The organism is Pseudoblastomonas marina, assembly GCF_034374265.1.
In the GTDB taxonomy this organism is placed as follows: domain Bacteria; phylum Pseudomonadota; class Alphaproteobacteria; order Sphingomonadales; family Sphingomonadaceae; genus Alteriqipengyuania_A; species Alteriqipengyuania_A marina.
Genome location: NZ_CP139718.1, coordinates 1,291,594 through 1,311,367 on the forward strand (window position 1 = coordinate 1,291,594; position 19,774 = coordinate 1,311,367).

23 protein-coding genes are annotated in these 19,774 nt (G+C 66.5%); 8 read left to right on the forward strand and 15 right to left on the reverse strand.

Features of this window, described 5'->3' with window-relative positions; genetic code table 11:
- Positions 1 to 51: 51 nt before the first annotated feature.
- Positions 52 to 741, forward strand: coding sequence for a prolyl hydroxylase family protein (locus tag T8S45_RS06335; RefSeq protein ID WP_188642118.1), 690 nt, complete (start codon positions 52 to 54; stop codon positions 739 to 741).
- Between the two features lie 22 nt (positions 742 to 763).
- On the opposite strand, the gene T8S45_RS06340 is transcribed toward T8S45_RS06335, so the two are convergent.
- Together T8S45_RS06340 and T8S45_RS06345 are read right to left on the reverse strand one after the other, a co-directional pair.
- Positions 764 to 2,392: a lysine--tRNA ligase gene (locus T8S45_RS06340; protein ID WP_322295070.1), complete on the reverse strand. Its 1,629-nt coding sequence runs from the start codon at positions 2,390 to 2,392 to the stop codon at positions 764 to 766.
- A gap of 297 nt (positions 2,393 to 2,689) precedes the next feature.
- Entirely contained in the window at positions 2,690 to 3,694 is a 1,005-nt protein-coding gene (locus T8S45_RS06345) for a hypothetical protein (RefSeq protein ID WP_322295071.1), read from the reverse strand.
- A gap of 184 nt (positions 3,695 to 3,878) precedes the next feature.
- Between T8S45_RS06345 and T8S45_RS06350 the strand changes: the two genes are divergently transcribed.
- Positions 3,879 to 6,647: an ATP-dependent DNA helicase gene (locus T8S45_RS06350; RefSeq protein ID WP_322295072.1), complete on the forward strand. Its 2,769-nt coding sequence runs from the start codon at positions 3,879 to 3,881 to the stop codon at positions 6,645 to 6,647.
- A gap of 8 nt (positions 6,648 to 6,655) precedes the next feature.
- Complete coding sequence (locus T8S45_RS06355) at positions 6,656 to 7,177, forward strand: SixA phosphatase family protein (protein ID WP_322295073.1); 522 nt, start codon at positions 6,656 to 6,658, stop codon at positions 7,175 to 7,177.
- A 19-nt stretch (positions 7,178 to 7,196) separates the two neighbouring features.
- On the opposite strand, the gene T8S45_RS06360 is transcribed toward T8S45_RS06355, so the two are convergent.
- From T8S45_RS06360 to rpmF, 5 genes are all read right to left on the reverse strand, one after another.
- Positions 7,197 to 7,595 carry a MerR family transcriptional regulator gene (locus T8S45_RS06360; RefSeq protein ID WP_322295074.1) on the reverse strand — a complete coding sequence of 133 codons (399 nt, stop codon included), beginning with the start codon at positions 7,593 to 7,595 and terminating at the stop codon, positions 7,197 to 7,199.
- On the reverse strand, positions 7,592 to 7,888 hold the full coding sequence (locus T8S45_RS06365; protein ID WP_322295075.1) for an integration host factor subunit alpha: 297 nt from the start codon (positions 7,886 to 7,888) through the stop codon (positions 7,592 to 7,594). The genes T8S45_RS06360 and T8S45_RS06365 overlap by 4 nt, the downstream gene beginning before the upstream one ends.
- A 111-nt stretch (positions 7,889 to 7,999) precedes the next feature.
- Positions 8,000 to 8,962, reverse strand: coding sequence for a beta-ketoacyl-ACP synthase III (locus T8S45_RS06370; RefSeq protein WP_188642125.1), 963 nt, complete (start codon positions 8,960 to 8,962; stop codon positions 8,000 to 8,002).
- Positions 8,962 to 10,011 carry a phosphate acyltransferase PlsX gene (gene plsX / locus T8S45_RS06375; RefSeq protein WP_322295076.1) on the reverse strand — a complete coding sequence of 350 codons (1,050 nt, stop codon included), beginning with the start codon at positions 10,009 to 10,011 and terminating at the stop codon, positions 8,962 to 8,964. The genes T8S45_RS06370 and plsX overlap by 1 nt, the downstream gene beginning before the upstream one ends.
- A 31-nt stretch (positions 10,012 to 10,042) precedes the next feature.
- Positions 10,043 to 10,225, reverse strand: a complete 183-nt coding sequence (gene rpmF, locus T8S45_RS06380) for a 50S ribosomal protein L32 (protein ID WP_160615644.1) — start codon at positions 10,223 to 10,225, stop codon at positions 10,043 to 10,045.
- A 200-nt stretch (positions 10,226 to 10,425) separates the two neighbouring features.
- Between rpmF and T8S45_RS06385 the strand changes: the two genes are divergently transcribed.
- Positions 10,426 to 10,824, forward strand: coding sequence for an MAPEG family protein (locus T8S45_RS06385; protein WP_188642127.1), 399 nt, complete (start codon positions 10,426 to 10,428; stop codon positions 10,822 to 10,824).
- Here the strand turns inward: T8S45_RS06385 and T8S45_RS06390 are convergent.
- Positions 10,821 to 11,462 carry an MBL fold metallo-hydrolase gene (locus T8S45_RS06390; RefSeq protein WP_188643146.1) on the reverse strand — a complete coding sequence of 214 codons (642 nt, stop codon included), beginning with the start codon at positions 11,460 to 11,462 and terminating at the stop codon, positions 10,821 to 10,823. The two genes, T8S45_RS06385 and T8S45_RS06390, sit on opposite strands and share 4 nt — an antisense overlap.
- A 137-nt stretch (positions 11,463 to 11,599) precedes the next feature.
- On the opposite strand from T8S45_RS06390, the gene T8S45_RS06395 reads away from it, so the two are divergent.
- A complete protein-coding gene (locus T8S45_RS06395; protein ID WP_322295077.1) occupies positions 11,600 to 11,965 on the forward strand; it encodes a hypothetical protein in 366 nt (121 codons plus the stop codon).
- Here the strand turns inward: T8S45_RS06395 and T8S45_RS06400 are convergent.
- Complete coding sequence (locus tag T8S45_RS06400) at positions 11,962 to 12,591, reverse strand: S24 family peptidase (RefSeq protein ID WP_322295078.1); 630 nt, start codon at positions 12,589 to 12,591, stop codon at positions 11,962 to 11,964. The two genes, T8S45_RS06395 and T8S45_RS06400, sit on opposite strands and share 4 nt — an antisense overlap.
- Before the next feature lie 98 nt (positions 12,592 to 12,689).
- On the opposite strand from T8S45_RS06400, the gene T8S45_RS06405 reads away from it, so the two are divergent.
- The gene (locus T8S45_RS06405) at positions 12,690 to 12,881 is read left to right on the forward strand and encodes a hypothetical protein (RefSeq protein WP_188642130.1); all 192 of its coding nucleotides are present in this window, start codon (positions 12,690 to 12,692) and stop codon (positions 12,879 to 12,881) included.
- Positions 12,871 to 13,227 carry a hypothetical protein gene (locus T8S45_RS06410; RefSeq protein ID WP_322295079.1) on the forward strand — a complete coding sequence of 119 codons (357 nt, stop codon included), beginning with the start codon at positions 12,871 to 12,873 and terminating at the stop codon, positions 13,225 to 13,227. Before T8S45_RS06405 ends, T8S45_RS06410 begins: the two co-directional genes overlap by 11 nt.
- Here the strand turns inward: T8S45_RS06410 and T8S45_RS06415 are convergent.
- Together T8S45_RS06415 and cysS are read right to left on the reverse strand one after the other, a co-directional pair.
- Complete coding sequence (locus T8S45_RS06415) at positions 13,224 to 14,162, reverse strand: D-2-hydroxyacid dehydrogenase (RefSeq protein WP_322295080.1); 939 nt, start codon at positions 14,160 to 14,162, stop codon at positions 13,224 to 13,226. The two genes, T8S45_RS06410 and T8S45_RS06415, sit on opposite strands and share 4 nt — an antisense overlap.
- Complete coding sequence (gene cysS / locus T8S45_RS06420) at positions 14,159 to 15,604, reverse strand: cysteine--tRNA ligase (protein ID WP_322295081.1); 1,446 nt, start codon at positions 15,602 to 15,604, stop codon at positions 14,159 to 14,161. The genes T8S45_RS06415 and cysS overlap by 4 nt, the downstream gene beginning before the upstream one ends.
- Positions 15,605 to 15,650: 46 nt before the next feature.
- Between cysS and T8S45_RS06425 the strand changes: the two genes are divergently transcribed.
- Positions 15,651 to 16,193 (forward strand): hypothetical protein, encoded by a 543-nt coding sequence (locus tag T8S45_RS06425; RefSeq protein WP_322295082.1) that lies wholly within the window; start codon positions 15,651 to 15,653, stop codon positions 16,191 to 16,193.
- Positions 16,194 to 16,196: 3 nt separating this feature from the next.
- Here T8S45_RS06425 and T8S45_RS06430 read toward each other — a convergent pair whose 3' ends face one another.
- From T8S45_RS06430 to fsa, 4 genes are read right to left on the reverse strand one after another with little or no spacing between them, the layout of a single operon-like run.
- Positions 16,197 to 16,871, reverse strand: a complete 675-nt coding sequence (locus tag T8S45_RS06430; protein ID WP_322295083.1) for a nitroreductase — start codon at positions 16,869 to 16,871, stop codon at positions 16,197 to 16,199.
- Between the two features lie 9 nt (positions 16,872 to 16,880).
- Positions 16,881 to 17,225 (reverse strand): hypothetical protein, encoded by a 345-nt coding sequence (locus T8S45_RS06435; protein WP_188642135.1) that lies wholly within the window; start codon positions 17,223 to 17,225, stop codon positions 16,881 to 16,883.
- Positions 17,225 to 19,042, reverse strand: a complete 1,818-nt coding sequence (gene cobT, locus T8S45_RS06440) for a cobaltochelatase subunit CobT (protein WP_322295084.1) — start codon at positions 19,040 to 19,042, stop codon at positions 17,225 to 17,227. The genes T8S45_RS06435 and cobT overlap by 1 nt, the downstream gene beginning before the upstream one ends.
- A 25-nt stretch (positions 19,043 to 19,067) precedes the next feature.
- Positions 19,068 to 19,721, reverse strand: coding sequence for a fructose-6-phosphate aldolase (gene fsa, locus T8S45_RS06445; RefSeq protein ID WP_322295085.1), 654 nt, complete (start codon positions 19,719 to 19,721; stop codon positions 19,068 to 19,070).
- Positions 19,722 to 19,774 lie beyond the last annotated feature (53 nt).

The window sequence follows — 19,774 nt, forward strand, 5'->3', positions numbered from 1 at the left end:
GCTGCCAGAGCAGTCTGGAAATGACGTTTCGCGTTGGGTAGGTGTGGCGCGATGAACGACACCGTCCAATCGCACGCCGCCAAGGCTCCCGCCGCCGACAAGTCCGCGCTCAAGAAGCTCGGTGCCAAGGTCCGCAAACGGCTCGCCGCCAACCCGCGGGTGCAGACCGTGATGGAGGACCGAGCGGAAATCTTCGCGGTCGGCGAGTTCCTCAGCGCGGCCGAATGCGATCGCATGATCGCAATGGTCGACGGGGTCGCCAAGCCCTCGACCGTGTTCGACATGAACTACCAGGACCAGTACCGCACCAGCTATTCGGGCGACGTAAATTTCGCCGATCCCTTCGTCCGTTCGATCAATCGCCGGATCGACGACCTGCTCGGGATCGACACGAGTTTCGGCGAGAACATCCAGGGCCAGCGCTACCTGCCGGGCCAGCAGTTCAAGGAACATTGCGACTGGTTCTATACCGCGGCCGATTACTGGGCCGAGGAGAAGGCGCATGGCGGTCAGCGCAGTTGGACCGCGATGGCCTATCTCAACGAGGTCGAGGAAGGCGGCTCGACCGATTTCACGCGGATCGGCGTCTCGGTCCCGCCGCAGCGCGGCGCACTGCTGATCTGGAACAACGCCACGCCCGACGGCCTGGTCAATTACGACACGATGCACGCCGGGACGCCGGTGACCCAAGGGGTCAAATACGTCATCACCAAGTGGTATCGCACCCGCCGCTGGGGCTGAGAGCCCCCCGGCGCGAACGTCTTCAGCCCAGCGCCCGCGCGATCAGCTTGCGGGTGTTGTCGATCCCGTAGAGCGCTATGAAGCTGCCCATGCGCGGCCCCTGCGGGGAACCGAGCAGGATTTCGTACAGCGCCTTGAACCAGTCGCGCAGGTTCTCGAAGCCGTAGCTTTCGTCCTTGCCGATCTCGTAGACCATCGTCTGCAGCTCCTCGGCGCTGGCCTCGGGCGCGACATCGGCCAGCCGCGCATCGAGTTCACGCAGCGCCGCCGCCTCGCTGTCGGTCGGCGCGCGCTTTTCGAGCGTCGGGGCGATGAAGTCGCGGTTGTAGGCGACCGCATTGGTCACCAGCGCATCGAGCGCGGGATGCTTGGCCGGATCGGCATCGTCGACATAGTTGCCGAGATAGGACCACACCTGGTCGCGATCGGCCTCCGCGCCGAGCACACCGACGAGGTTGAGCAGCAGCGAATAGGTCACCGGCAGGCTGTCGCCCGCGCCCGGTGCCTCGCTGCCCTCGAACCCGCCATTGGCGCGCGCGAGGTGCCACACCGGGTTGCCCAACTGCTTGTCGAGTTCCTGTTCGGCCAGCCGCTCGCGGAACGCCCAGTAATCGTCGACCGCGCGCGGGATCACCCCGGCATGCAATTGCTTGGCGCTCTTGGGATTGGGAAAAATGTAGAAACCGAGGCTCTCTTCCGAACCGTAATCGAGCCATTCCTCGATCGTCAGCCCGTTGCCCTTCGACTTCGAGATCTTCTCGCCCTTCTCGTCGAGGAACATCTCGTAGATCAGCCCGTCGGGCTTGCGTCCGCCCAGCACCTTGACGATCCGGCCCGACTGGACGCCGCTGTCGGTCAAATCCTTGCCGTACATCTCGTAATCGACGCCGAGCGCGTACCAGCGCATCGCCCAGTCGACCTTCCATTGCAGCTTGGACTGGCCGCCGAGCGCGCTCTGTTCGACCACCCTGCCGTCCTCGTCGGTGAAGCGGATCGTGCCGGCCTCTGCATCGACCACCTCGACCGGCACCTGCAGCACCTTGCCGGTGGCGGGCGAGACCGGGAGGATCGGCGAATAGGTCTGTCGCCGCTCCTCGCGCAGCGTCGGCAGCATGATGTCGAGAATGTCCTGGTTCTTGCGCAGGACCTGCTTGAGCGCCTCGTCGAAGCGGCCCGAGTTGTAGCGATCGTTGGCGGCGATGAATTCGTAATCGAAGCCGAAGCGGTCGAGGAACGCGCGCAGCATCGCGTTGTTGTGCGCGGCGAAGCTCTCGTGGCTCGTCCCGAACGGGTTGGGCACCCGGCTCAGCGGCTTGTGGAGGTTGGCCTCGAGCAGTTCGCGGTTGGGCACGTTGTCGGGCACCTTGCGCAGCCCGTCCATGTCGTCGCTGAAGGCGACCAGCCGGGTCTTGCCGTCTTCGGGCTTGGCCCCGATCATCGCCTCGAACGCGCGGCGCACCAGCGTGGTCCGCAGCACTTCCTGGAAGGTGCCGATATGCGGCAGGCCCGAGGGACCGTAGCCGGTCTCGAACAGCACCGGCGAACCGTCCGGCTTGGTCGCTTCGGGATAGCGTTTGAGCAGGCGCTGCGCCTCCTGGAACGGCCAGGCTTTCGAAGTGCGGGCGGCGGCGATCAGGTCTTCCATGCTCATGGGCATTGCCTTTGCCGACTCGCTGCGATGTTGCAAGTGCGAACAGGGAGCGATGGACCGCCGAAGCCACCCCTTTGCAAAACTGTCCGCTCACCCGCCAGCCGCGCGAAACCGCGGGCTCGACGTCCATTGAACAGCGTCGAAGTGTAACCTTCGGGTCGGCGAGGACAGCGGGCGTTTGGCATCCGGGCAAGATACGCCCGGCGGCGGATGTAGGACAGCGCTTCGATCGGGCTCGACACGATTGGGGGGCGCCCCTCGCGGGACGCCCCCCGGCTTCGTCTTCTGCGACCAAGCCTAACCGTTGGCGGGTTTCCAGCCGCGGAGTTCGGGCCAGACATTGGTGTACTGGCTCAGGTCGATCCGCGGCTTGCGATCGCGGAAGCTCTGCCCGATCGACTGGAGGATCAGGCGGGCGCGCTTGGCGCGGGCCTTGGGCGAACGGAACGGATTAGCCCGGTCCGGCTTGGCCTGCACCATCCGCCTGAGCAGGCTGTCGCGCTGCTCGAAATCGGCGGGCAGTTCGCGCGGGAGTTCGACCGCCGCGCCATCGCTGCGAGCGAAGGCACTGGGCGCGAAACCGGCAGCGTTGGTTCCGCCGGCAAGTGCGCGGTCCTGGCGTTCGCGGAGCGGCGCGGCGGTACGCGGCGCGGGGCTCACCGCGACCGCGGCGGCAGGTGCGGCGATCGGACGCTCGATTTCAGGCACCGACTGGGCACGCTTGCGGCGACGCATCAGCAGGAACACGATCAGGCCGAAGCCACCGAGCCCGAGCAACAGGGCGAGCAGCGCGAAATTGGTCGCCCCCTCATCCGAAGCCGGACCGGTATCGAAGTCAGACACTACCGGCCGGGACGAATCGACCGTCGGCATCGCGGCGGCAGCGGCGACCGGCTCGTCGGCGCTTTCCGTGAATGGAGCCGTCTCGGCCTCGGCGACCGACTCACTCGCCGGGGCGGTCGTGGCGACAGCCGTACGCGGCTGGGTGCGCGCCGCAGGAGTGGCGGCGCGCGGCTCGGCGGGGCGCTGTGCGCTGGTACGAGCCGCGGGTTCGCTGGTCGGCTGCGCAGCGCTCTGGCCCTGCACTTCGGGTTCGAAGTCGGGGATCACGAGCGGTGCCGGGCTGGCGGTCGGCTGCGGCTCGGGCAGCACGATCGGAGGCGGCGACTGCGGGACGGTATCCTGTACCGGCGGCGCGGCTGCCGGATCGGCCGACTGCGCCGCGAGCGGGGTGGTGGAAAGCGCGGCCATGGCGGCAATCGCGATGGGGGCGCTGGCGAGCATATGGCGTGTCTTGGTCATGCCCTAAAAACGGGCACATTTTCGTCACAGTTCCCGCAATCCACGGTTCAGATTTCTACAACACGTTGAATTAGTGTCTTATTCAAGAATCGTTTCGCGGCTAGCCGCCGAGTCCTTGCGACGAACGGAACGGCCCTCGGCACATTCTCGCTTACCTTTGTTTACTTTTCGTTCCGAGCCCATCATGGTCCGTTCGGTGACCGCGCCGCTCGACCTGCCAGCCCTTCACGCTTCGCATGCCGGCACCTGGATGTGCGGCCGCGACGGGGCGGTGCGCGAGGTGGCCAAGGGCGAGGCGGTGATGGCGGTGGCCGACACCCCGCTGCTGATCCTCAACGCACCGCTGGTCGCGACCCGCCTGGGCTATCCCGACCTCTCGGGGCTCGACCTGCTCGAACTGTTCGCCTTCGTTCATCCGGCGCAATTCTGCGTGCCGACGCCCAAGGGGCTGGCCGAAGCGCTCGGCCTTCCCGCCCCCGCGAGCGATGCCGAGGTCCCCGCCCTGCTGCGGCAGGCCGCCGCCGAACTGCTCGATCGCTGCGAGGTCGAGGAATGGGGCGAGCGCGAGGGCGCGTGGTCCTCGCTGCAATCGCTCGCACGTTTGCGCTGGCCGTGGGCGCAGCTCCTGATGCCGAAAATCCGCCAGCCCGAGCGGGCGGAGAAATGGCTCTTCTCGCGCCTGCCGCAATGGGAGGAAAACGACGACCGCCCGCAGCCGAAACAGGTCGACCTGTCGCGCGCCGAAATAGAGGCGCAGCTCGATGCGCTTACCGGCGATGCGGCCGAGCGGCGCGACGGCCAGCGCCGATATGCTGGCGAAGCCGCGCATGTCTTCGCCCCGCGTGCGCGCCGCGACGCGCCGCACATGCTGCTCGCGCAGGCGGGCACGGGGATCGGCAAGACGCTGGGCTATCTCGCCCCCGCCTCGCTGTGGGCGAAGGAGAGCGGCGGTACGGTGTGGGTCTCGACCTACACCAAGAACCTGCAGCGCCAGCTCCGCAGCGAGAGCGCGCGCGCCTGGCCCGCCCCACGCGAGGACGGCACCCCGCCCGTGGTCGTGCGCAAGGGGCGCGAGAACTATCTCTGCCTGCTCAACCTCGAAGACGCGTTACAGGGCGGCTTCGGCGGACGCCCCGCCGTGCTCGCACAACTGGTGGCGCGCTGGGCTGCCTATACGCGCGACGGCGACATGATCGGGGGCGATCTGCCCGGCTGGCTCGGCACGCTGTTCCGCCGCCGCGCGATCCGCTCGCTCACCGACCAGCGCGGCGAGTGCGTCTATGCCGGCTGCCCGCATTACCGGAAGTGCTTCATCGAGCGCGCGGCGCGGCAATCGGCGCAGGCCGACCTCGTGATCGCCAACCACGCACTGGTGATGGTCAACGCCGCGCGCGGGCGCGATACGGCGAACAAGCCGAGCCGCGTGATCTTCGACGAGGGCCATCACGTCTTCGATGCGGCGGACAGCACCTTCGCCGCCGCCCTGTCGGGCAGCGAGGCGATCGAATTGAAGCGCTGGATCCTCGGTCCCGAGCGCGGTTCCAAAGGCCGCCGCCGCGGCCTCGCCGCGCGGCTCGCCGATATCGCCAGTTACGACGAAAGCGGCGGCCAGGCGATCGACGCCGCGACCGAGGCCGCGCAGGCCCTGCCCGCGAGCGGCTGGCTCGGGAGGCTGGCCGAAGGCGCGCCGCTCGGTCCGATCGAGCAATTGCTCGCCGCGGTTCGCGCGGCGACCTATGCCCGCGACGAGAGCGGCGGGATCGAGGCGGGCTACGGGATCGAAACCGAGGCCGCCGGGCTCGACGGCGCGATCGTCGAGCAGGCGGCCAACGCGGCAGACGCCCTCGCCGCGATCCGCAAGCCGCTGCTGAAACTCGCCGGGCGGCTCGAAGCGGTGATCGAGGACGCGCCCGACTGGCTCGACGCGCAGGGGCGCGCACGGGTCGAGGGTGCGCGCTACTCGCTCGGCTGGCGGATCGACCTGCTCGCGGCGTGGGAAGCGATGCTCGACCGGCTCGGCGGCCCCGGCGACCCCGAATTCGTGGACTGGCTGGCGGTCGAACGCTCGGACGCACGCGAATTCGATGTCGCGATCCACCGCCACTGGCTCGACCCGATAAAGCCGTTTGCACGCACCGTGCTCGACGGCGCGCACGGCGTGATGCTGACCAGCGCGACGCTGGCCGAGCGCGATGAGGACGGCGCGCCCGAATGGCCCAGCGCGGTCGCGCGCAGCGGAGCGCCGCACCTCGAGGTCAAGCCCGCGCTGTTCGCGGCGCAGAGCCCGTTCGACTATGCCACCCAGGCCGAAATCCTGGTTGTCACCGATATCCGCAAGGGCGACATCCCCGCCCTCGCCGGCGCCTATGCGCGGCTGATCGAGGCGGCGGGCGGCGGGGTGCTCGGCCTGTTCACCGCGATCCGCCGGTTGCGCGCGGTGCATGGCCGGATCGCAGACCGGCTCGCACGCACAGGCCTGCCGCTTTACGCCCAGCATGTCGATCCGATCGACACCGGCACGCTGACCGACATTTTCCGCGACGATCCGCGCGCCAGCCTGCTCGGCACCGACGCGCTGCGCGACGGAGTCGACGTGCCCGGCGATTCGCTGCGTTGCGTGGTGATGGAACAGGTGCCGTGGCCACGGCCGACGATCCTCCACCGGGCGCGACGGCTGGCCGCGGCCGAGACGGAAGGCGGGGCCAAGGCCTATGACGACCGGATGATCCGTGCGCGGCTCGCGCAGGCGTTCGGGCGGTTGGTGCGCCGAGCCGACGACCGCGGCCAGTTCGTGATGCTTTCGCCCGCCTTCCCGAGCCGTTTTCTCACCGCATTTCCGCAAGGTACGCCGGTAATCCGCTGCCCGCTCGACGAGGCGATCGCGCGAGTCGCGGCCGCCGAGGTTAACAAAAAGCAATCAAAAGCTGGAACGTCCCACTATTCGCGTGCGTAGCAGGGGGCATGAAGACCCTCGCCCTACTGCGCCATGCCAAGTCCGATTGGGATGCCGGTGCCCCGAGCGATTTCGATCGCCCGCTGAGCAGGCGCGGGATCGAGGCAGCCGCGAAAATGGGCGAATACATGCGCCGCGAACGCGGCGAGTTCGAGCGCGCGCTCGTCTCCCCGGCGCGGCGCTGTCGCGAAACCTTCGACCAGGTCAATGCTGGCTATGGCGGCAGCCTGTCGCCCCAGTTCGAGGAGCGGATTTATCTCGCCAGCGCCGGCGACCTGCTCGACCTCGTGCAGGCGCAGGACGATGCCTTCAGCCGGTTGCTGCTTATCGGGCACAATCCGGGTCTGACCTATCTCGCGCTCGAGCTGATCCGCGAGGACGCCGCAGCGGTCGAGCGCGAGCGCATTGCCGAAAAATTTCCCACCGGAGCCTATGTCCAGCTCTCCTGCGAGGTCGATCGCTGGGCCGACCTCGGAAAGGCGGCGTGCAAGCTCGAGGTGCGACGCTATCCGGTCGAAGAGTTGGCCTGAAAGTTGGCCTGAACGAAAATCAGTGCTGGAGCGCCGCGGCGAGCCGATCGCGGATCGCGCGCAATTGCGGCACCAGCGCGGGGGCCGGCGTTCCGGGACGCTCATCCGGCTGCTGCGGATGCGGCGCGGCGATTGCCTCGCCCACCGGCTCGACCTTCTTCGCCAATGCCTTCTTCGCGCCCTTGAGCGTATAGCCCTGCGCGTTCACCAGGTCGTCGATCCGGCGCACCAGCGCGATATCCTCGGCGCGGTAATAACGCCGACCGCCGGCGCGGGTGGTCGGCTTGAGCATCGGGAACTGCTCTTCCCAATAGCGCAGGACGTGGGGCTTGATCCCGAGCGCATTCGACACTTCGCCGATCGTGCGCAGCGCCTGCGGATCCTTGCCGTCGTCGAAGAGGAAAGCGCTCTCGCTCATGCGTTGGAGACTTTGTCCCGCAAGGCCTGGCTGGCGCGGAAGATCAGAACCCGGCGCGGGGTGATCGGAACTTCGACGCCCGTCTTGGGATTGCGGCCGACGCGTTCCGCCTTGTCGCGCAGGAGGAAGGTGCCGAAGCCGGATATCTTCACGTTCTCGCCCGAAATCAGAGCTTCGGTCATCAGGTCGAGGACATCCTCGACGAGTTGTTGGGATTCGCTTTTCGGATAGCCGGTCTTCTTGTGGACGGCCTCGCATATATCGGCTCTGGTCAGCGTATTCGTCGAACGCATTCGGTTCTACCTATCTTTCGCGACCCTGTTATTTTCGTAGTCGAATTTCTCAAAAATGCAACGGAACCGGACCTTTTGAAGCCCGGATATTTCGCCGATACCATATTTCGATCATAATTTCAGCAGGCTGGCACCCCACGTAAATCCACCGCCCATCGCTTCGAGCATCACCAGGTCGCCCTGCTTGATGCGGCCATCGCGGATCGCGGTGTCGAGCGCGAGCGGCACCGAGGCCGCCGACGTGTTGGCGTGGCGGTCGACCGTCACCACCACCTTTTCGGCCGGCAGTCCCAGCTTGCGCGCGGTCGCGTCGAGGATCCGCGCATTGGCCTGGTGCGGCACGACCCAGTCGATCTGCTCGACCGCGACGCCCGCTTCCTCGAGCACTTCGCCGAGCACCTCGGCGAGATTGACCACGGCGTGACGGAAGACCTCGCGCCCCTTCATCCGCAGCTTGCCGACCGTGCCGGTGCTCGACGGCCCGCCGTCGACGTAAAGCAGTTCCTTGTGCTCGCCATCGGCGTGGAGCTTGCTTGCGATCACGCCGCGTTCCTGTTCACCCTCGCGCGCTTCGAGCACCACCGCACCCGCGCCGTCGCCGAACAACACGCAGGTCGTGCGGTCTTCCCAGTCGAGGATGCGGCTGAAGGTTTCGGCGCCGATCACCAGCGCGCGCGATCCGAGCCCGTTCTTGAGCATCGAATCGGCCACGCCCATCGCGTAGAGGAAGCCGGTGCAGACGGCGTGCACATCGAACGCGATCCCGCCGCGGCAGCCGAGGCGCTTCTGCACCTGGGTGGCGGTGGCGGGGAAGGTATGATCGGGAGTCGCGGTGGCGAGGACGATCAGGTCGATATCGCACGGTTCGACACCCGCCGCCTCGCACGCCTTGCGTGCGGCTTCGGTGGCGAGGCTGGCGGTGGTTTCTCCCTCGCCCGCGATATAGCGCTGGCGGATGCCGGTGCGTTCGACGATCCATTCGTCGGTCGTGTCGACCCGCTCCGCCAATTCGGCGTTGGTGACGCATTTCGCCGGGAGGGCCGAGCCCGTTCCGAGGAGTACCGAGCGACGCATCAGCGCTGCCCGCCCTTACGCCAGTCGCCTTCGCCGAGCCGCTCGAGGTCGGCCTCGATCCGGGCCGTGAGATCGTTTTCGAGCAGGCGCGCGGTGAGCGCGACGGCATTCGCGACGCCCTTGGCATTGGCGCTGCCATGGCTCTTCACCACCACCCCGTTGAGGCCGAGGAAGACCGCGCCGTTGTGATTGTTGGGATCGAGCGAATGCTTGAGCAGCTCGGTCGCGGGCTTGGAGACGAGGAAGCCGAACTTCGAACGCAGCGAGCTGGTAAAGGCGCGCCGCAGCAGGTCGGTGACGAAGCGCGCAGCGCCCTCGACCGCTTTCAGCGCGATATTGCCGGAAAACCCGTCGGAAACGATCACGTCGACTTCGCCGCGATTGATCTTGTCGGCCTCGACATAGCCGTCGAACGAGATCGACAGGTCGCCCGCCGCTTCCTTCAGCCGAGTCGCGGCATCCTGCAAATCGTCGGTGCCCTTGGTTTCCTCGGTCCCGATATTGAGCAGGCGGACGCGCGGTTCGTCGACCCCGGTCGCGATGCGGAAATAGGCCGCGCCCATCACCGCGAACTGGACGAGGTTGCGCGCATCGCATTCGGTGTTGGCACCGAGATCGAGCATCACGACGTCATGCTCGCCGAGCGTGGGCAGGAGCGCGGACAGCGCGGGGCGATCGATTCCCGGCATCGTGCGCAGGGCGAGCTTGCTCATTGCCATCAGCGCACCCGTATTGCCGGCGGACACCGCGGCCCCGGCCTTGCCTTCCTTCACCGCATTGATCGCCAAGCCCATCGAGGTGGTCTTGGCGCGGCGGATCGCGCGGCTCGGCTTCTCGTCGCCGGCGATCGTATCGGGGGCGTGGAGGATTTCGGACGCGGCGGCGAGGTTCGGGTGAGCCTCGAGCGCTTTCCTAATCCGCGTCTCGTCGCCCACCAGCAGGAACTGGAATCGATCATGGCGGTGCCGCGCGAGCGCAGCTCCGTCGATCATCACACGCACGCCTTCATCACCGCCCATCGCATCGATGGCGATCCGCGGCAGGCTCATGCGTTATTCTCCCGCTGGCGGGTAAGAGGGATCAGATGCCCTTGGGCTCGGCCACGAGGCGGCCGTTATAATGGCCGCAGGCCGCGCACATGTTGTGCGGGCGCTTGAGTTCGCCGCAGTTCGAGCATTCGTGGAACGCTTCGACCTTCAGCGAATCGTGGGCGCGGCGATTGCCACGGCGATGCGGCGATACTTTTCTTTTGGGGACTGCCATCTCGGCACCTTACTTTCGCATAATCAGTAATTTCGGATGCCGACCTAGGCCATGCCTCCCGCGCGCGCAAGGGCGCGGAACGACTGGGCCTCGGATGCGGCGAAGGCGCGCCCTATAGCGGATTCTCGTTGCGTTGCAAGCGTTGCGAGGGCGCGCTAGCAACGCCGCCGCCACGGGTCGCGCCGGAGGGAAGACCCGATATGCCGATTATCCTGCCCATCACCTTGTGCGCCTGCGCTGCCGCCGCGATTCTCAATTTCTGGCTCGCCTGGCGGGTCGGCCAACTGCGCGGGAAACACAAGGTATTGCACGGCGACGATGGCGGCGGCCCGCTCACCCGGCGGATGCGCGCGCAACTCAATTTCGTCGAGAACACACCCTTCGTGTTGCTGCTGGTGGCCGGAATCGAACTTGCCGGTCACGGATCCACCTGGCTTGCCGCGGTGGTCGGCGCCTACATGCTCGCCCGCATCGCGCACGGAATCGGGATGGATGCCGACACCCCGCACAAGGCGCGGATGATCGGAGTCCTGGTCACCATGCTGACCCTGATCGGCCTCGCCGTGTACGCCGCGCTGATCGCGGCGCGGATCGTCTAGGCCAGCGCGGCGTCGCCCACGAAAGGATTGCTCTGCCGCTCGCGCCCGAAGGTGCTCACCGGCCCATGTCCCGGCACGAAAGTGGTGTCGTTGCCGAGCGGCCAGAGCTTCTGCACGATCGCGTCGAGCAGGTCCTGGTGGTTGCCCATCGGGAAGTCGGTGCGCCCGATCGATCCCTGGAACAGCACGTCGCCGACGATCGCGAACTTGCTCGGCGCGTGGTGGAACACGACGTGGCCGGGCGTATGGCCGGGGCAGTGATAGACGTCGAGCGTAAGATTGCCGACCGTCACCTGGTCGCCATCGTCGAGCCAGCGATCGGGCTCGAACACCTGCCCGCGAATGCCATATTTCCTTCCGTCCTCGTCGAGCCGCGATATCCAGAAGCGATCGGCTTCGTGCGGACCCTCGATCGGGAGCGACAATTCCTGCGCCAGCACACCCGCCTCGCCGCAATGGTCGATATGGCCGTGGGTGATGAGGATCTTCTCGAGCTCGACGCCGGCCTTGGCGACGCCCGCCTTCAGTTTGTCGAGATCGCCGCCGGGATCGACCAGCGCGCCCTTCATCGTCTCGGTGCACCAGACGAGCGAGCAATTCTGCTGCAGCGGCGTGACCGGCAGCAGCGCGACCTTCATTTTGGGTTCGTTCGGTATTTTGGCTTGTTCGGACATGAGGGCGATGTGGCGGTTGATCGGGATCAATGCAACGCGCGTCTGCTTGCCTAGGGAGAGAGATGCCGCGATAATACGCGAAGGCAAGAGGGAGGCCGGAGATGACGGGACCGAGGGCAGCGATCGCAACAGGAATCGCCCTGGCGCTTGCCGCCTGCGCCACGACCCAAGAGGCCCAGCGCGAGGAGCCCCGCGAACTGGCCGAGCCGCCGGTGCTCGTGCAGGCCACCTGCATGAGTTGCCACGCGGTGACACCGGGCACCTTCTCGCCGATCCCGCAGGCGCCGACCTTCGAGCATATCGCCAATCTCGACGGGCTGACGCGCGAGACGCTGATCGCCTTCCTCGCCGACTCGCACAATTATCCCGACATCATGGATGTCGATTTGAGCCGCGCAGATGTCGAAGTGGTGGCCGATTACATGCTCACGCTGCGACGCGACGACTACAAACGCTTCCCGTCCTAACGCAGCCGCCCGGCCTTCCACACCACGCGGCCGATCACCTCGACCTCTTCGGGCGCGCGCTCGAGCGGCGGGTAGACCGCATTGTCGCTGATCAGCGTGCCGGGACGCTCGGACTGGAGGCGCTTGACCAGCAACTGGTCGTCGACGCGCACGACGTGGACGCCGCTGCGTAGCGTAGCGGGACGGGTATCGACGAGGATCTCGTCCCCCTCGGCCAATGTCGGCTCCATCGAATCGCCGCGCACCGCGATCGTCGAAAGGTGCGCCGGGTCGAGCCCCTGCGCGCGCAGCCATCCCGGGGCGAAGCCGAGCTGGCCGATCGCCTCGTCGCTCCCCTCGGCACCCGCACCAGCGGCGGCCTCGGCGTCGAGGCGCGGGATGGCCAGATAGCGATCGGCATGGATCGAGGAAATATCCGCCGGCGCACCCAGCCGTGTCTCGTCGACACCGAAGAACTTGGCCAGCGTCCGCCGGTCCTGCTCCTCGAGTTTCTTGGGACTGCCCTTGCGGATATATTGCTGGAGATACGAGGCATTGCGCCCGATCAGCGTGGACAGGCCGGCAAGGCTCGCCCCGCGTTCGTTGGCGAGATCGAGCAGGTTGGCGCGCGCGTCGGAATTTCCCATGAAAATCCTATAGACGAAAGATTTTTCCTAGACAAGTAGGATTTCACGCGGGACATATCCTTCATCGATTCGCTGCCTGCCGATGGAGAGACCGCCCGATGCTGATCCGAAAGATCGAGATTTTCCTGCGCGAGACGGGAATGCCGTGGACCAAGTTCGGTCGCCTCGCTGCGCATGATCCGCGCTTCGTCGAGGATCTGCGCAATGGCCGCATCCCGCGTTCCGCCACAGAAGCACGTATAGAACATTTCATGAACAAGTACCGCGATGGAGCCGCCCATGTACGTTGATCCGATCCGTCCCGGGCCGATTCCGCGCGCCGCCGAACGCGCGGGGAAGCGCGTGGCCTGTGCCCTGCAGGAGATGGTCGGCGGCATCGCCGATCTGCTCGCGATGGAGGAACGCGCCTGGGCCAGCGCGACCTTTTCGGGCGCGCGGCACACCGTCACGTTGCGTTTCCACGGTACGGATGATTGCGAGGCGGCCGATCGGTTTATCGAGGCCCTGCCCGAGCACGAATTCGCCCTGCCCGGCCTGCTCGTGGCCGATGCGCAGGTGCGCGCCGTGACCTATGACAGCCTGCCCGGGCCGGTGATGACGGTCGAGGCCGAGCTGCTGGTGCTGAACGAGGACTAGTAGCCGAGCGTGAGGTCGAATTGCGGCTGCAGCGGCTCGCCGCGTTCGTAGCGGTCGAGATTCTCGATGAAACGGTCGGCCGAGCGCTGGAACATCTGCGATTGCGCGCGGCCCGACAGGTGCATGGTGATATGCGCGTTGTCGAGCTCCCACAGGGGATGGTCTGCGGGCAGCGGTTCGGGCGTGGTGACGTCGAGGAAGGCCGCGCCGATCGTCTTGTCCCCGAGCGCGGCGACCAGCGCGTCCTGGTCGACCACGCTGCCGCGCGCGATGTTCACCAGCACCGCGTCTTCCTTCATCGCCGCCAGCTCGTCCGCGCCGATCATGCCTTCGGTCTCGGGCGTGGCGGGCACGGCGAGGATGACCCAGTCGAAGGTGCCGAGACGCGCGCGCCACTGCTCCGGCCCGAGCGCATTCTCGCCGCCCGAGCGCCGCACAACGGTTACTTCTACGTCGAACGCCGCAAGCCGCTGTTCGACCAGCTTGCCGATCGCGCCATAGCCGAGCAGCAGCGCCTTGCTCCCCGCCAGCTCGCGCTTGCCGGGGCTGTCGAGCAGCCATTCCTTGCGGTCCTGCGCACGAACGACCTCGCGATAGCCCTTGGCGATGTCGAGCATCCCCATCAGCACGTATTCGGCGATGGTGATGGCGTTGATCCCCGCGCCGTGGGTCACCGTGACCCCGCGCTCGCGCAGGATATCGTGCGGCAGGAAATCGAGCCCGGCATAGATCGAATTGAGCCATTTCAGCTTCCCGGCGCGCTTCACGCCCTCGATCATCGGTTCCTTGTCGTTGAGATCGAACCAGCCGATCTCGGCCTCGGGCGCGAGTTCGTACAGTTCGTCGATCGAGGCGAACCACAGCGGCTCGACCCAGTCGGGCAGGCGCGGCTCGACCAGCGGGCGGATCAGTGCGGACAAAACGGCCTTGGTCATAGCTTCCACTCCCAGCCCAGCGGGTCGCCGTCCATCACCTCGACCCCGGCGGCGGCGAGTTCGTCGCGGATCGCGTCGGAGGTGGCAAAATCCTTTGCCTTGCGGGCATCGATGCGGGCGGCGAGGCGCGCTTCGATGGTCGCCTCGTCGATCTCGGCATCCTTCGGACGCACGCGCAATTGCTCGCGGGTCAGGTCCATCAGGCCGACTCCGAGCACTTCGTCCATCCGCTCGATCACCGCGCGCTTCACCCCGGCATCGACCTTCTTGACCGCCAATGCTTCCTCGAACGCGGTGAGCGCGATCGCGGTGTTGAGATCGTCGGCGATCGCGGCCTCGAACTTGTCGAGCAGTGGGGCGAACTTGGGATGCGAGGGATCGCCCGCTTCGGCGTCCTTGAGCCGCTCGGCTTGCATCACCATCCGCTTCAACCGCGTGAGCGCCGCGCCGAGTCCGTCCCACGAGAATTCGAGCTCGCTGCGGTAATGCGCCTGCAGGCACATCATCCGGTAGGCGAGCGGATGATAGCCCTTGTCGAGCAGCAGCTGGAGGCGGAGGAATTCACCCGCCGACTTGCTCATCTTGCCGCTGCGCTCGACGAGGAAATTGTTGTGCATCCAGATCCGCGCGCCCGAATTGGTCGCCTCGGAAAGACCTCCGCACCCGCAGAAGGCCTGGTTCTGCGCGATCTCGTTGGGGTGGTGGATTTCGCGGTGGTCGATCCCGCCGGTATGGATGTCGAACGGGAAGCCGAGCAGTTTCTCGCCCATCACCGAGCATTCGAGGTGCCAGCCCGGCGCGCCCTTCCCCCACGGCGAATCCCATTCCATCTGCCGCTTCTCGCCCGGCGGGGTCTTGCGCCAGATCGCGAAGTCCTGCGCGTTGCGCTTGCCCTCGACGCTCTCGATCCGGCCCTCGCCCTCTTCGGTGACGGCGCGCGCGAGCCGGCCGTAATCCGCGACCGTCGAAACGTCGAAATAGAGCCCGCTCTCGATCTCGTAGCAATGCTCGTCGGCGATCCTCTTCGCGAAGGCCAGCATCTCGTCGATGTAATCGGTCGCGACCGACCAGTGCGCCGGCTGGCGGATGTTGAGCGCCTTGACGTCGTCCCAGTACGCCTCGGTGTAGTGCTTCGCGATATCCCAGATCGAGCGCTCGGATTTCGCCGCGGCCTTTTCGAGCTTGTCCTCGCCCGCATCGGCATCGTCGGTCAAATGGCCGACATCGGTGATGTTGATCACGTGGGTCAGGTCGTAGCCGTGATGGCTCAGCGCGCGGCCCAGCACGTCGGCGAAGACATAGGCGCGCATGTTCCCGATATGCGGGTAATTGTAGACCGTCGGCCCGCAGGTATAGACGCGCGCCTCGCCCTCGTGGACGGGGGTGAACGTCTCGATCGTTCGGGTGAGCGAGTTGAACAGCTTGAGCGGGTGGTCGGTCATCGTGAGAGCCCTTGCCAAGCGCGGGGGCGCGAGGCAAGCGGAAGGCATGACCGGTCGCTCACTCTCGATACTCCTCTGCGCACTCCTGCTCGCCGCCTGCGGCAGCCGCGAGGCCGAGGCGCCCAAGTCCGAGCAGCAAACCGCGCAGGAATACGAGGCCAAGGTGCGCGGCGGCCTGCTCGACAAGTCGATCCCGACCGCGCGCGCCACGCCGGTGCCCGCGCCGCCGCCCAAACCCGAGGTCCAGCCCGGCACGCAGGTCAATCCCGAAGTCGCCGCGCGACAGGGCAAGGCACCGCCGCGCCCGAGCTGGTCGGCGAGCTGCGGGATCAGGACCGGCAAACAGGAATACCAGGGCCCGTGCGCCTTCTATCCCGAAGCCAATGGCGATTTCTCGCTCGCGCGCAGCGACGGCGCGCCGATGATGCCCGGCATCGCCTCGATCAGCGTCGGACTGGTGGGCGATGGCCGCGCCGAAGTGGTCAGCCGCACGCCATCGGGCCAGACGCGCCGCTGGGGCTATGCGACCCAGCCGGAAGGTTATCCCGATTGCTGGCAGGGGCCCAATTTCAGCGTGTGTGCGAGCTAGAGGCTATTCCCAACCTTCCCAGCGGACGCTTTCCTCGAGCGGGGCGCGCTTGACGTCGAAATTGTTCACCGGCGCGTCCGCGTCGCGATAGCCGATCGCGAGCCCGCAGAAGAAGATATGGTCGTCGGGAATATCGACCACTTCGCGGATCTGCGGGGCATAGACCGCCCAGGCCTCCTGCGGGCAGGAATCGAGTCCCTCCTCGCGCAGCAGCAGCATGATCGATTGCAGCCACATGCCGATATCGGACCATTGCGGCGGGCCCATATATTTGGGTGTGTGCACCAGCATCAGGACCGGCGCCCCAAAGGCGCGGAAATTCTCCGCGAACCACATCAGCCGTTTGCCCTTCTCCTCGCGGGAGATGTCGAGCGCGCCGTACAGATCCTCGCCCACGCCGAAGCGGCGCTCCTCATAGGCCCCGTCCAGTTCGGGCGGATAGATATGATACTCGGGCGCATGCGCCGCGCGGCCCTTGGGAAATTCCTGCTGGATGCGGCCGATGAGCTTTTGCAGCGGATCGCCGGTCAGCACGATCCCGTGCCACGGCTGCGTGTTCCCGCCCGACGGCGCGCGCTGTGAGCGCTTGAGCACGCTTTCGAGCAGCTCGCGATCGACCGGCTGGTCGGTGAACTTGCGGATCGAGCGGCGGGTCTGGAGGGCTTCGGAGACTGTCATTTCATCCGTTCAGTAAGGTCGTTTGCGATTAGCGCTCAACGCCGCAACTCCGGCACAGGGTGCACTCAACAGCATGAGCAGAAGTATCCCGACGACAATCAGTGGACCATTCCCCGAAACGGCAAGCATGACCGGCAACATCGCCATCACTACTAAGGCACCAGCCAGCCAAGCAGACCCTTTCGCGATTGCGCCAAGCCCTATCGAAATTAACAGAGCGGAAACGTACGCTAGGATGAAATAGGGATGGTCCCACGGCTCGGGTGTATGGGTGACTTTTATGAACAGGCCCCAGAACATGAGGCCAACAACGAACCCGAGCACAGCTAGCTGGAGGGTGCCGAGTTTCGCCATCACCCCTCCTCCTCGAACAACCCCGCCAACTGCTCGATCATCGTGCCGCCGAGCTGTTCGACGTCCATGATCGTCACCGCGCGCTTGTAATAGCGGGTCACGTCGTGGCCGATGCCGATCGCGACCAGCTGGACGGGCGACTGCTTCTCGATCCAGTCGATTACGCCGCGCAGGTGCGCTTCGAGGTACCCGGCATGGTTCACGCTGAGCGTGCTGTCGTCCACCGGCGCACCGTCGGAGATCACCATCAGGATGCGGCGTTCTTCGGGCCGCGCGATCAGGCGGCGATGGGCCCAGACGAGCGCCTCGCCGTCGATATTCTCCTTGAGGATGCCCTCGCGCATCATCAGGCCGAGATTGGACTTGGCATGCCGCCACGGCTCGTCGGCCTGCTTGTAGACGATGTGCCGCAAATCGTTGAGGCGCCCGGGATGCGGCGGCTTGCCGTCGGCGAGCCACGCCTCGCGCGACTGGCCTCCCTTCCACGCGCGGGTGGTGAAGCCGAGAATCTCGGTCTTCACCCCGCAGCGTTCGAGCGTGCGCGCCAGCACGTCGGCGCTGATCGCGGCGATGCTGATCGGCCGCCCGCGCATCGAACCCGAATTGTCGATCAGCAGCGTGACGACGGTGTCCTTGAACTCCTGCTCGCGCTCGATCTTGTAGCTGAGCGAATGGCCCGGGCTGATGACCACGCGGGCGAGCCGCGCGGCGTCCAACAGGCCTTCCTCCTGGTCGAAATCCCAGCTGCGGTTCTGCTGCGCCATCAACCGGCGCTGGAGCCGGTTGGCGAGCTTGGTGACGACGCCCTGGAGGCCCTGCAATTGCGAATCGAGATAGGCACGCAAGCGGCCCAATTCTTCGTTGTCGCACAGCTCCTCGGCGTGGACGATCTCGTCGAAGCGGGTGGTGAAGACGCGGTAGTCGAGCCCACCGGGCGGCTCGTCGGCAGGCCGGTTCGGGCGGACGGGCATCATGCCCTCCTCGCCGTCGTCGGCGGGCTCGCCCTCGGCCTCGGAATCGGACATCTCGCCTTCGGACTCGCCGTCCTGTTCCTCGCCGCGCGCGTCCTGTTTCTGGTCAGGCGACGGCTGGGCATCGCCCTCGTCGGGCGCGTCGGTGTCCTCCTCGGGCGTATCCTCCTCGCCGTCCTCGTCCTCGCCCTCGTCGCCCTCGGGATCGGCGTCGTCGTCGGGCATCTCGAGCTGGAGGTGGCGCAGCATGTCGAGCGACAGCTTCTGGAAGGATTCCTGGTCGTCGAGGCTCAGCGCCAGCGCCTCGAAATCGCCGCCCGCCTGCGCCTCGATCCGCTCGCGCATCATATTGACGCCGTGCTGCGCGGCCTCGGGGATCGGGCGCCCGGTCAGCTTCTCACGCAGCATCAGCGACAGCGCGGTCGACAGCGGCACTTCGTCGGGCGAACCGGCGCGGGTGATCGGGTCGCGCGCGAGGCGATCGTCGAGCGCGGCGTCGAGATTTTCGCCGATCCCGGCATAATTGTTCGCGCCGAGCGCCTCGTAGCGGACCTGCTCGACCGCCTCGTAGGCCATCCGCGCGAGCGGGTCGCGCGGCATGCGGCTGGCGTGGAGCGATTCGTCGTGGTGCCGCAGCCGCAACGCGAAGCCATCGGCCGCGCCGCGCGCTTTTCTCGCAGCACGCGGTTCGAGATCGCGCCCGGGCATCGGCACCCGCATCGACTTGCCGCTGGCCGACGCCTGGTCCGAGGTCCAGGCGAGCTCGACCTCGTGCTCGCGGGCTACGGCCCGCGCGGCACCGGCGAGCGCGCTGCGAAAATCGTCGAGCGGGGAACGGTCTTTCATGATGCGGTCGTTACAGGATCGGGCGTTACAGGATCGACTGGCCGGTCGCCTTCCAGTCCTTGAGGAAGCCCTCGATGCCCTTGTCTGTGAGCACGTGGTTGAACAGGCCGAGGATCACCTTGGGCGGCGCGGTCATCACGTCGGCGCCGATCAGCGCGCTTTCGAGCACGTGGGTGGCATGGCGCACGCTGGCGACGAGGATCTCGGTGTCGAAGGCGTAATTGTCGTAGATCGTGCGGATATCGCGGATCAGCTCCATGCCATTGGAGCCATTGTCGTCGTGGCGGCCGACGAAGGGCGAAACGAAGGTCGCACCGGCCTTGGCCGCGAGCAGCGCCTGATTGGCCGAGAAGCACAGCGTCACGTTGACCATCGTGCCGTCGTCGGTGAGCGCCTTGCAGGTCTTGAGCCCGTCCACCGTCAGCGGCACCTTGATGCAGACATTGTCGGCGATCTTCCGGAGCTTGTCGGCTTCCTTCATCATCGTGGCATGGTCGAGCGCGACGACCTCGGCACTGACCGGGCCATCGACGAGGCCACAGATTTCCTTCGTGACCTCGATGAAGTCCTTGCCTTCTTTCGCGATCAGCGAGGGGTTGGTGGTGACGCCGTCGAGCAGGCCGGTGTCGGCAAGCTCGCGAATGGCGGCAGTATCGGCGGTATCGACGAAGAATTTCATGGCGGCGCTCCGCAAGAGGGTTGAGTCGGGACGGATATAGGGAGGCCGCCCGC

Bases quoted from the DNA above. Each gene is read 5' to 3' on its own strand.
- T8S45_RS06335 (WP_188642118.1), top strand. From the start codon at position 52: ATGAACGACACCGTCCAATCGCACGCCGCCAAGGCTCCCGCCGCCGAC.
- T8S45_RS06340 (WP_322295070.1), bottom strand. From the start codon at position 2,392: ATGAGCATGGAAGACCTGATCGCCGCCGCCCGCACTTCGAAAGCCTGG.
- T8S45_RS06345 (WP_322295071.1), bottom strand. From the start codon at position 3,694: ATGACCAAGACACGCCATATGCTCGCCAGCGCCCCCATCGCGATTGCC.
- T8S45_RS06350 (WP_322295072.1), top strand. From the start codon at position 3,879: ATGGTCCGTTCGGTGACCGCGCCGCTCGACCTGCCAGCCCTTCACGCT.
- T8S45_RS06355 (WP_322295073.1), top strand. From the start codon at position 6,656: ATGAAGACCCTCGCCCTACTGCGCCATGCCAAGTCCGATTGGGATGCC.
- T8S45_RS06360 (WP_322295074.1), bottom strand. From the start codon at position 7,595: ATGAGCGAGAGCGCTTTCCTCTTCGACGACGGCAAGGATCCGCAGGCG.
- T8S45_RS06365 (WP_322295075.1), bottom strand. From the start codon at position 7,888: ATGCGTTCGACGAATACGCTGACCAGAGCCGATATATGCGAGGCCGTC.
- T8S45_RS06370 (WP_188642125.1), bottom strand. From the start codon at position 8,962: ATGCGTCGCTCGGTACTCCTCGGAACGGGCTCGGCCCTCCCGGCGAAA.
- plsX (WP_322295076.1), bottom strand. From the start codon at position 10,011: ATGAGCCTGCCGCGGATCGCCATCGATGCGATGGGCGGTGATGAAGGC.
- rpmF (WP_160615644.1), bottom strand. From the start codon at position 10,225: ATGGCAGTCCCCAAAAGAAAAGTATCGCCGCATCGCCGTGGCAATCGC.
- T8S45_RS06385 (WP_188642127.1), top strand. From the start codon at position 10,426: ATGCCGATTATCCTGCCCATCACCTTGTGCGCCTGCGCTGCCGCCGCG.
- T8S45_RS06390 (WP_188643146.1), bottom strand. From the start codon at position 11,462: ATGAAGGTCGCGCTGCTGCCGGTCACGCCGCTGCAGCAGAATTGCTCG.
- T8S45_RS06395 (WP_322295077.1), top strand. From the start codon at position 11,600: ATGACGGGACCGAGGGCAGCGATCGCAACAGGAATCGCCCTGGCGCTT.
- T8S45_RS06400 (WP_322295078.1), bottom strand. From the start codon at position 12,591: ATGGGAAATTCCGACGCGCGCGCCAACCTGCTCGATCTCGCCAACGAA.
- T8S45_RS06405 (WP_188642130.1), top strand. From the start codon at position 12,690: ATGCTGATCCGAAAGATCGAGATTTTCCTGCGCGAGACGGGAATGCCG.
- T8S45_RS06410 (WP_322295079.1), top strand. From the start codon at position 12,871: ATGTACGTTGATCCGATCCGTCCCGGGCCGATTCCGCGCGCCGCCGAA.
- T8S45_RS06415 (WP_322295080.1), bottom strand. From the start codon at position 14,162: ATGACCAAGGCCGTTTTGTCCGCACTGATCCGCCCGCTGGTCGAGCCG.
- cysS (WP_322295081.1), bottom strand. From the start codon at position 15,604: ATGACCGACCACCCGCTCAAGCTGTTCAACTCGCTCACCCGAACGATC.
- T8S45_RS06425 (WP_322295082.1), top strand. From the start codon at position 15,651: ATGACCGGTCGCTCACTCTCGATACTCCTCTGCGCACTCCTGCTCGCC.
- T8S45_RS06430 (WP_322295083.1), bottom strand. From the start codon at position 16,871: ATGACAGTCTCCGAAGCCCTCCAGACCCGCCGCTCGATCCGCAAGTTC.
- T8S45_RS06435 (WP_188642135.1), bottom strand. From the start codon at position 17,225: ATGGCGAAACTCGGCACCCTCCAGCTAGCTGTGCTCGGGTTCGTTGTT.
- cobT (WP_322295084.1), bottom strand. From the start codon at position 19,042: ATGAAAGACCGTTCCCCGCTCGACGATTTTCGCAGCGCGCTCGCCGGT.
- fsa (WP_322295085.1), bottom strand. From the start codon at position 19,721: ATGAAATTCTTCGTCGATACCGCCGATACTGCCGCCATTCGCGAGCTT.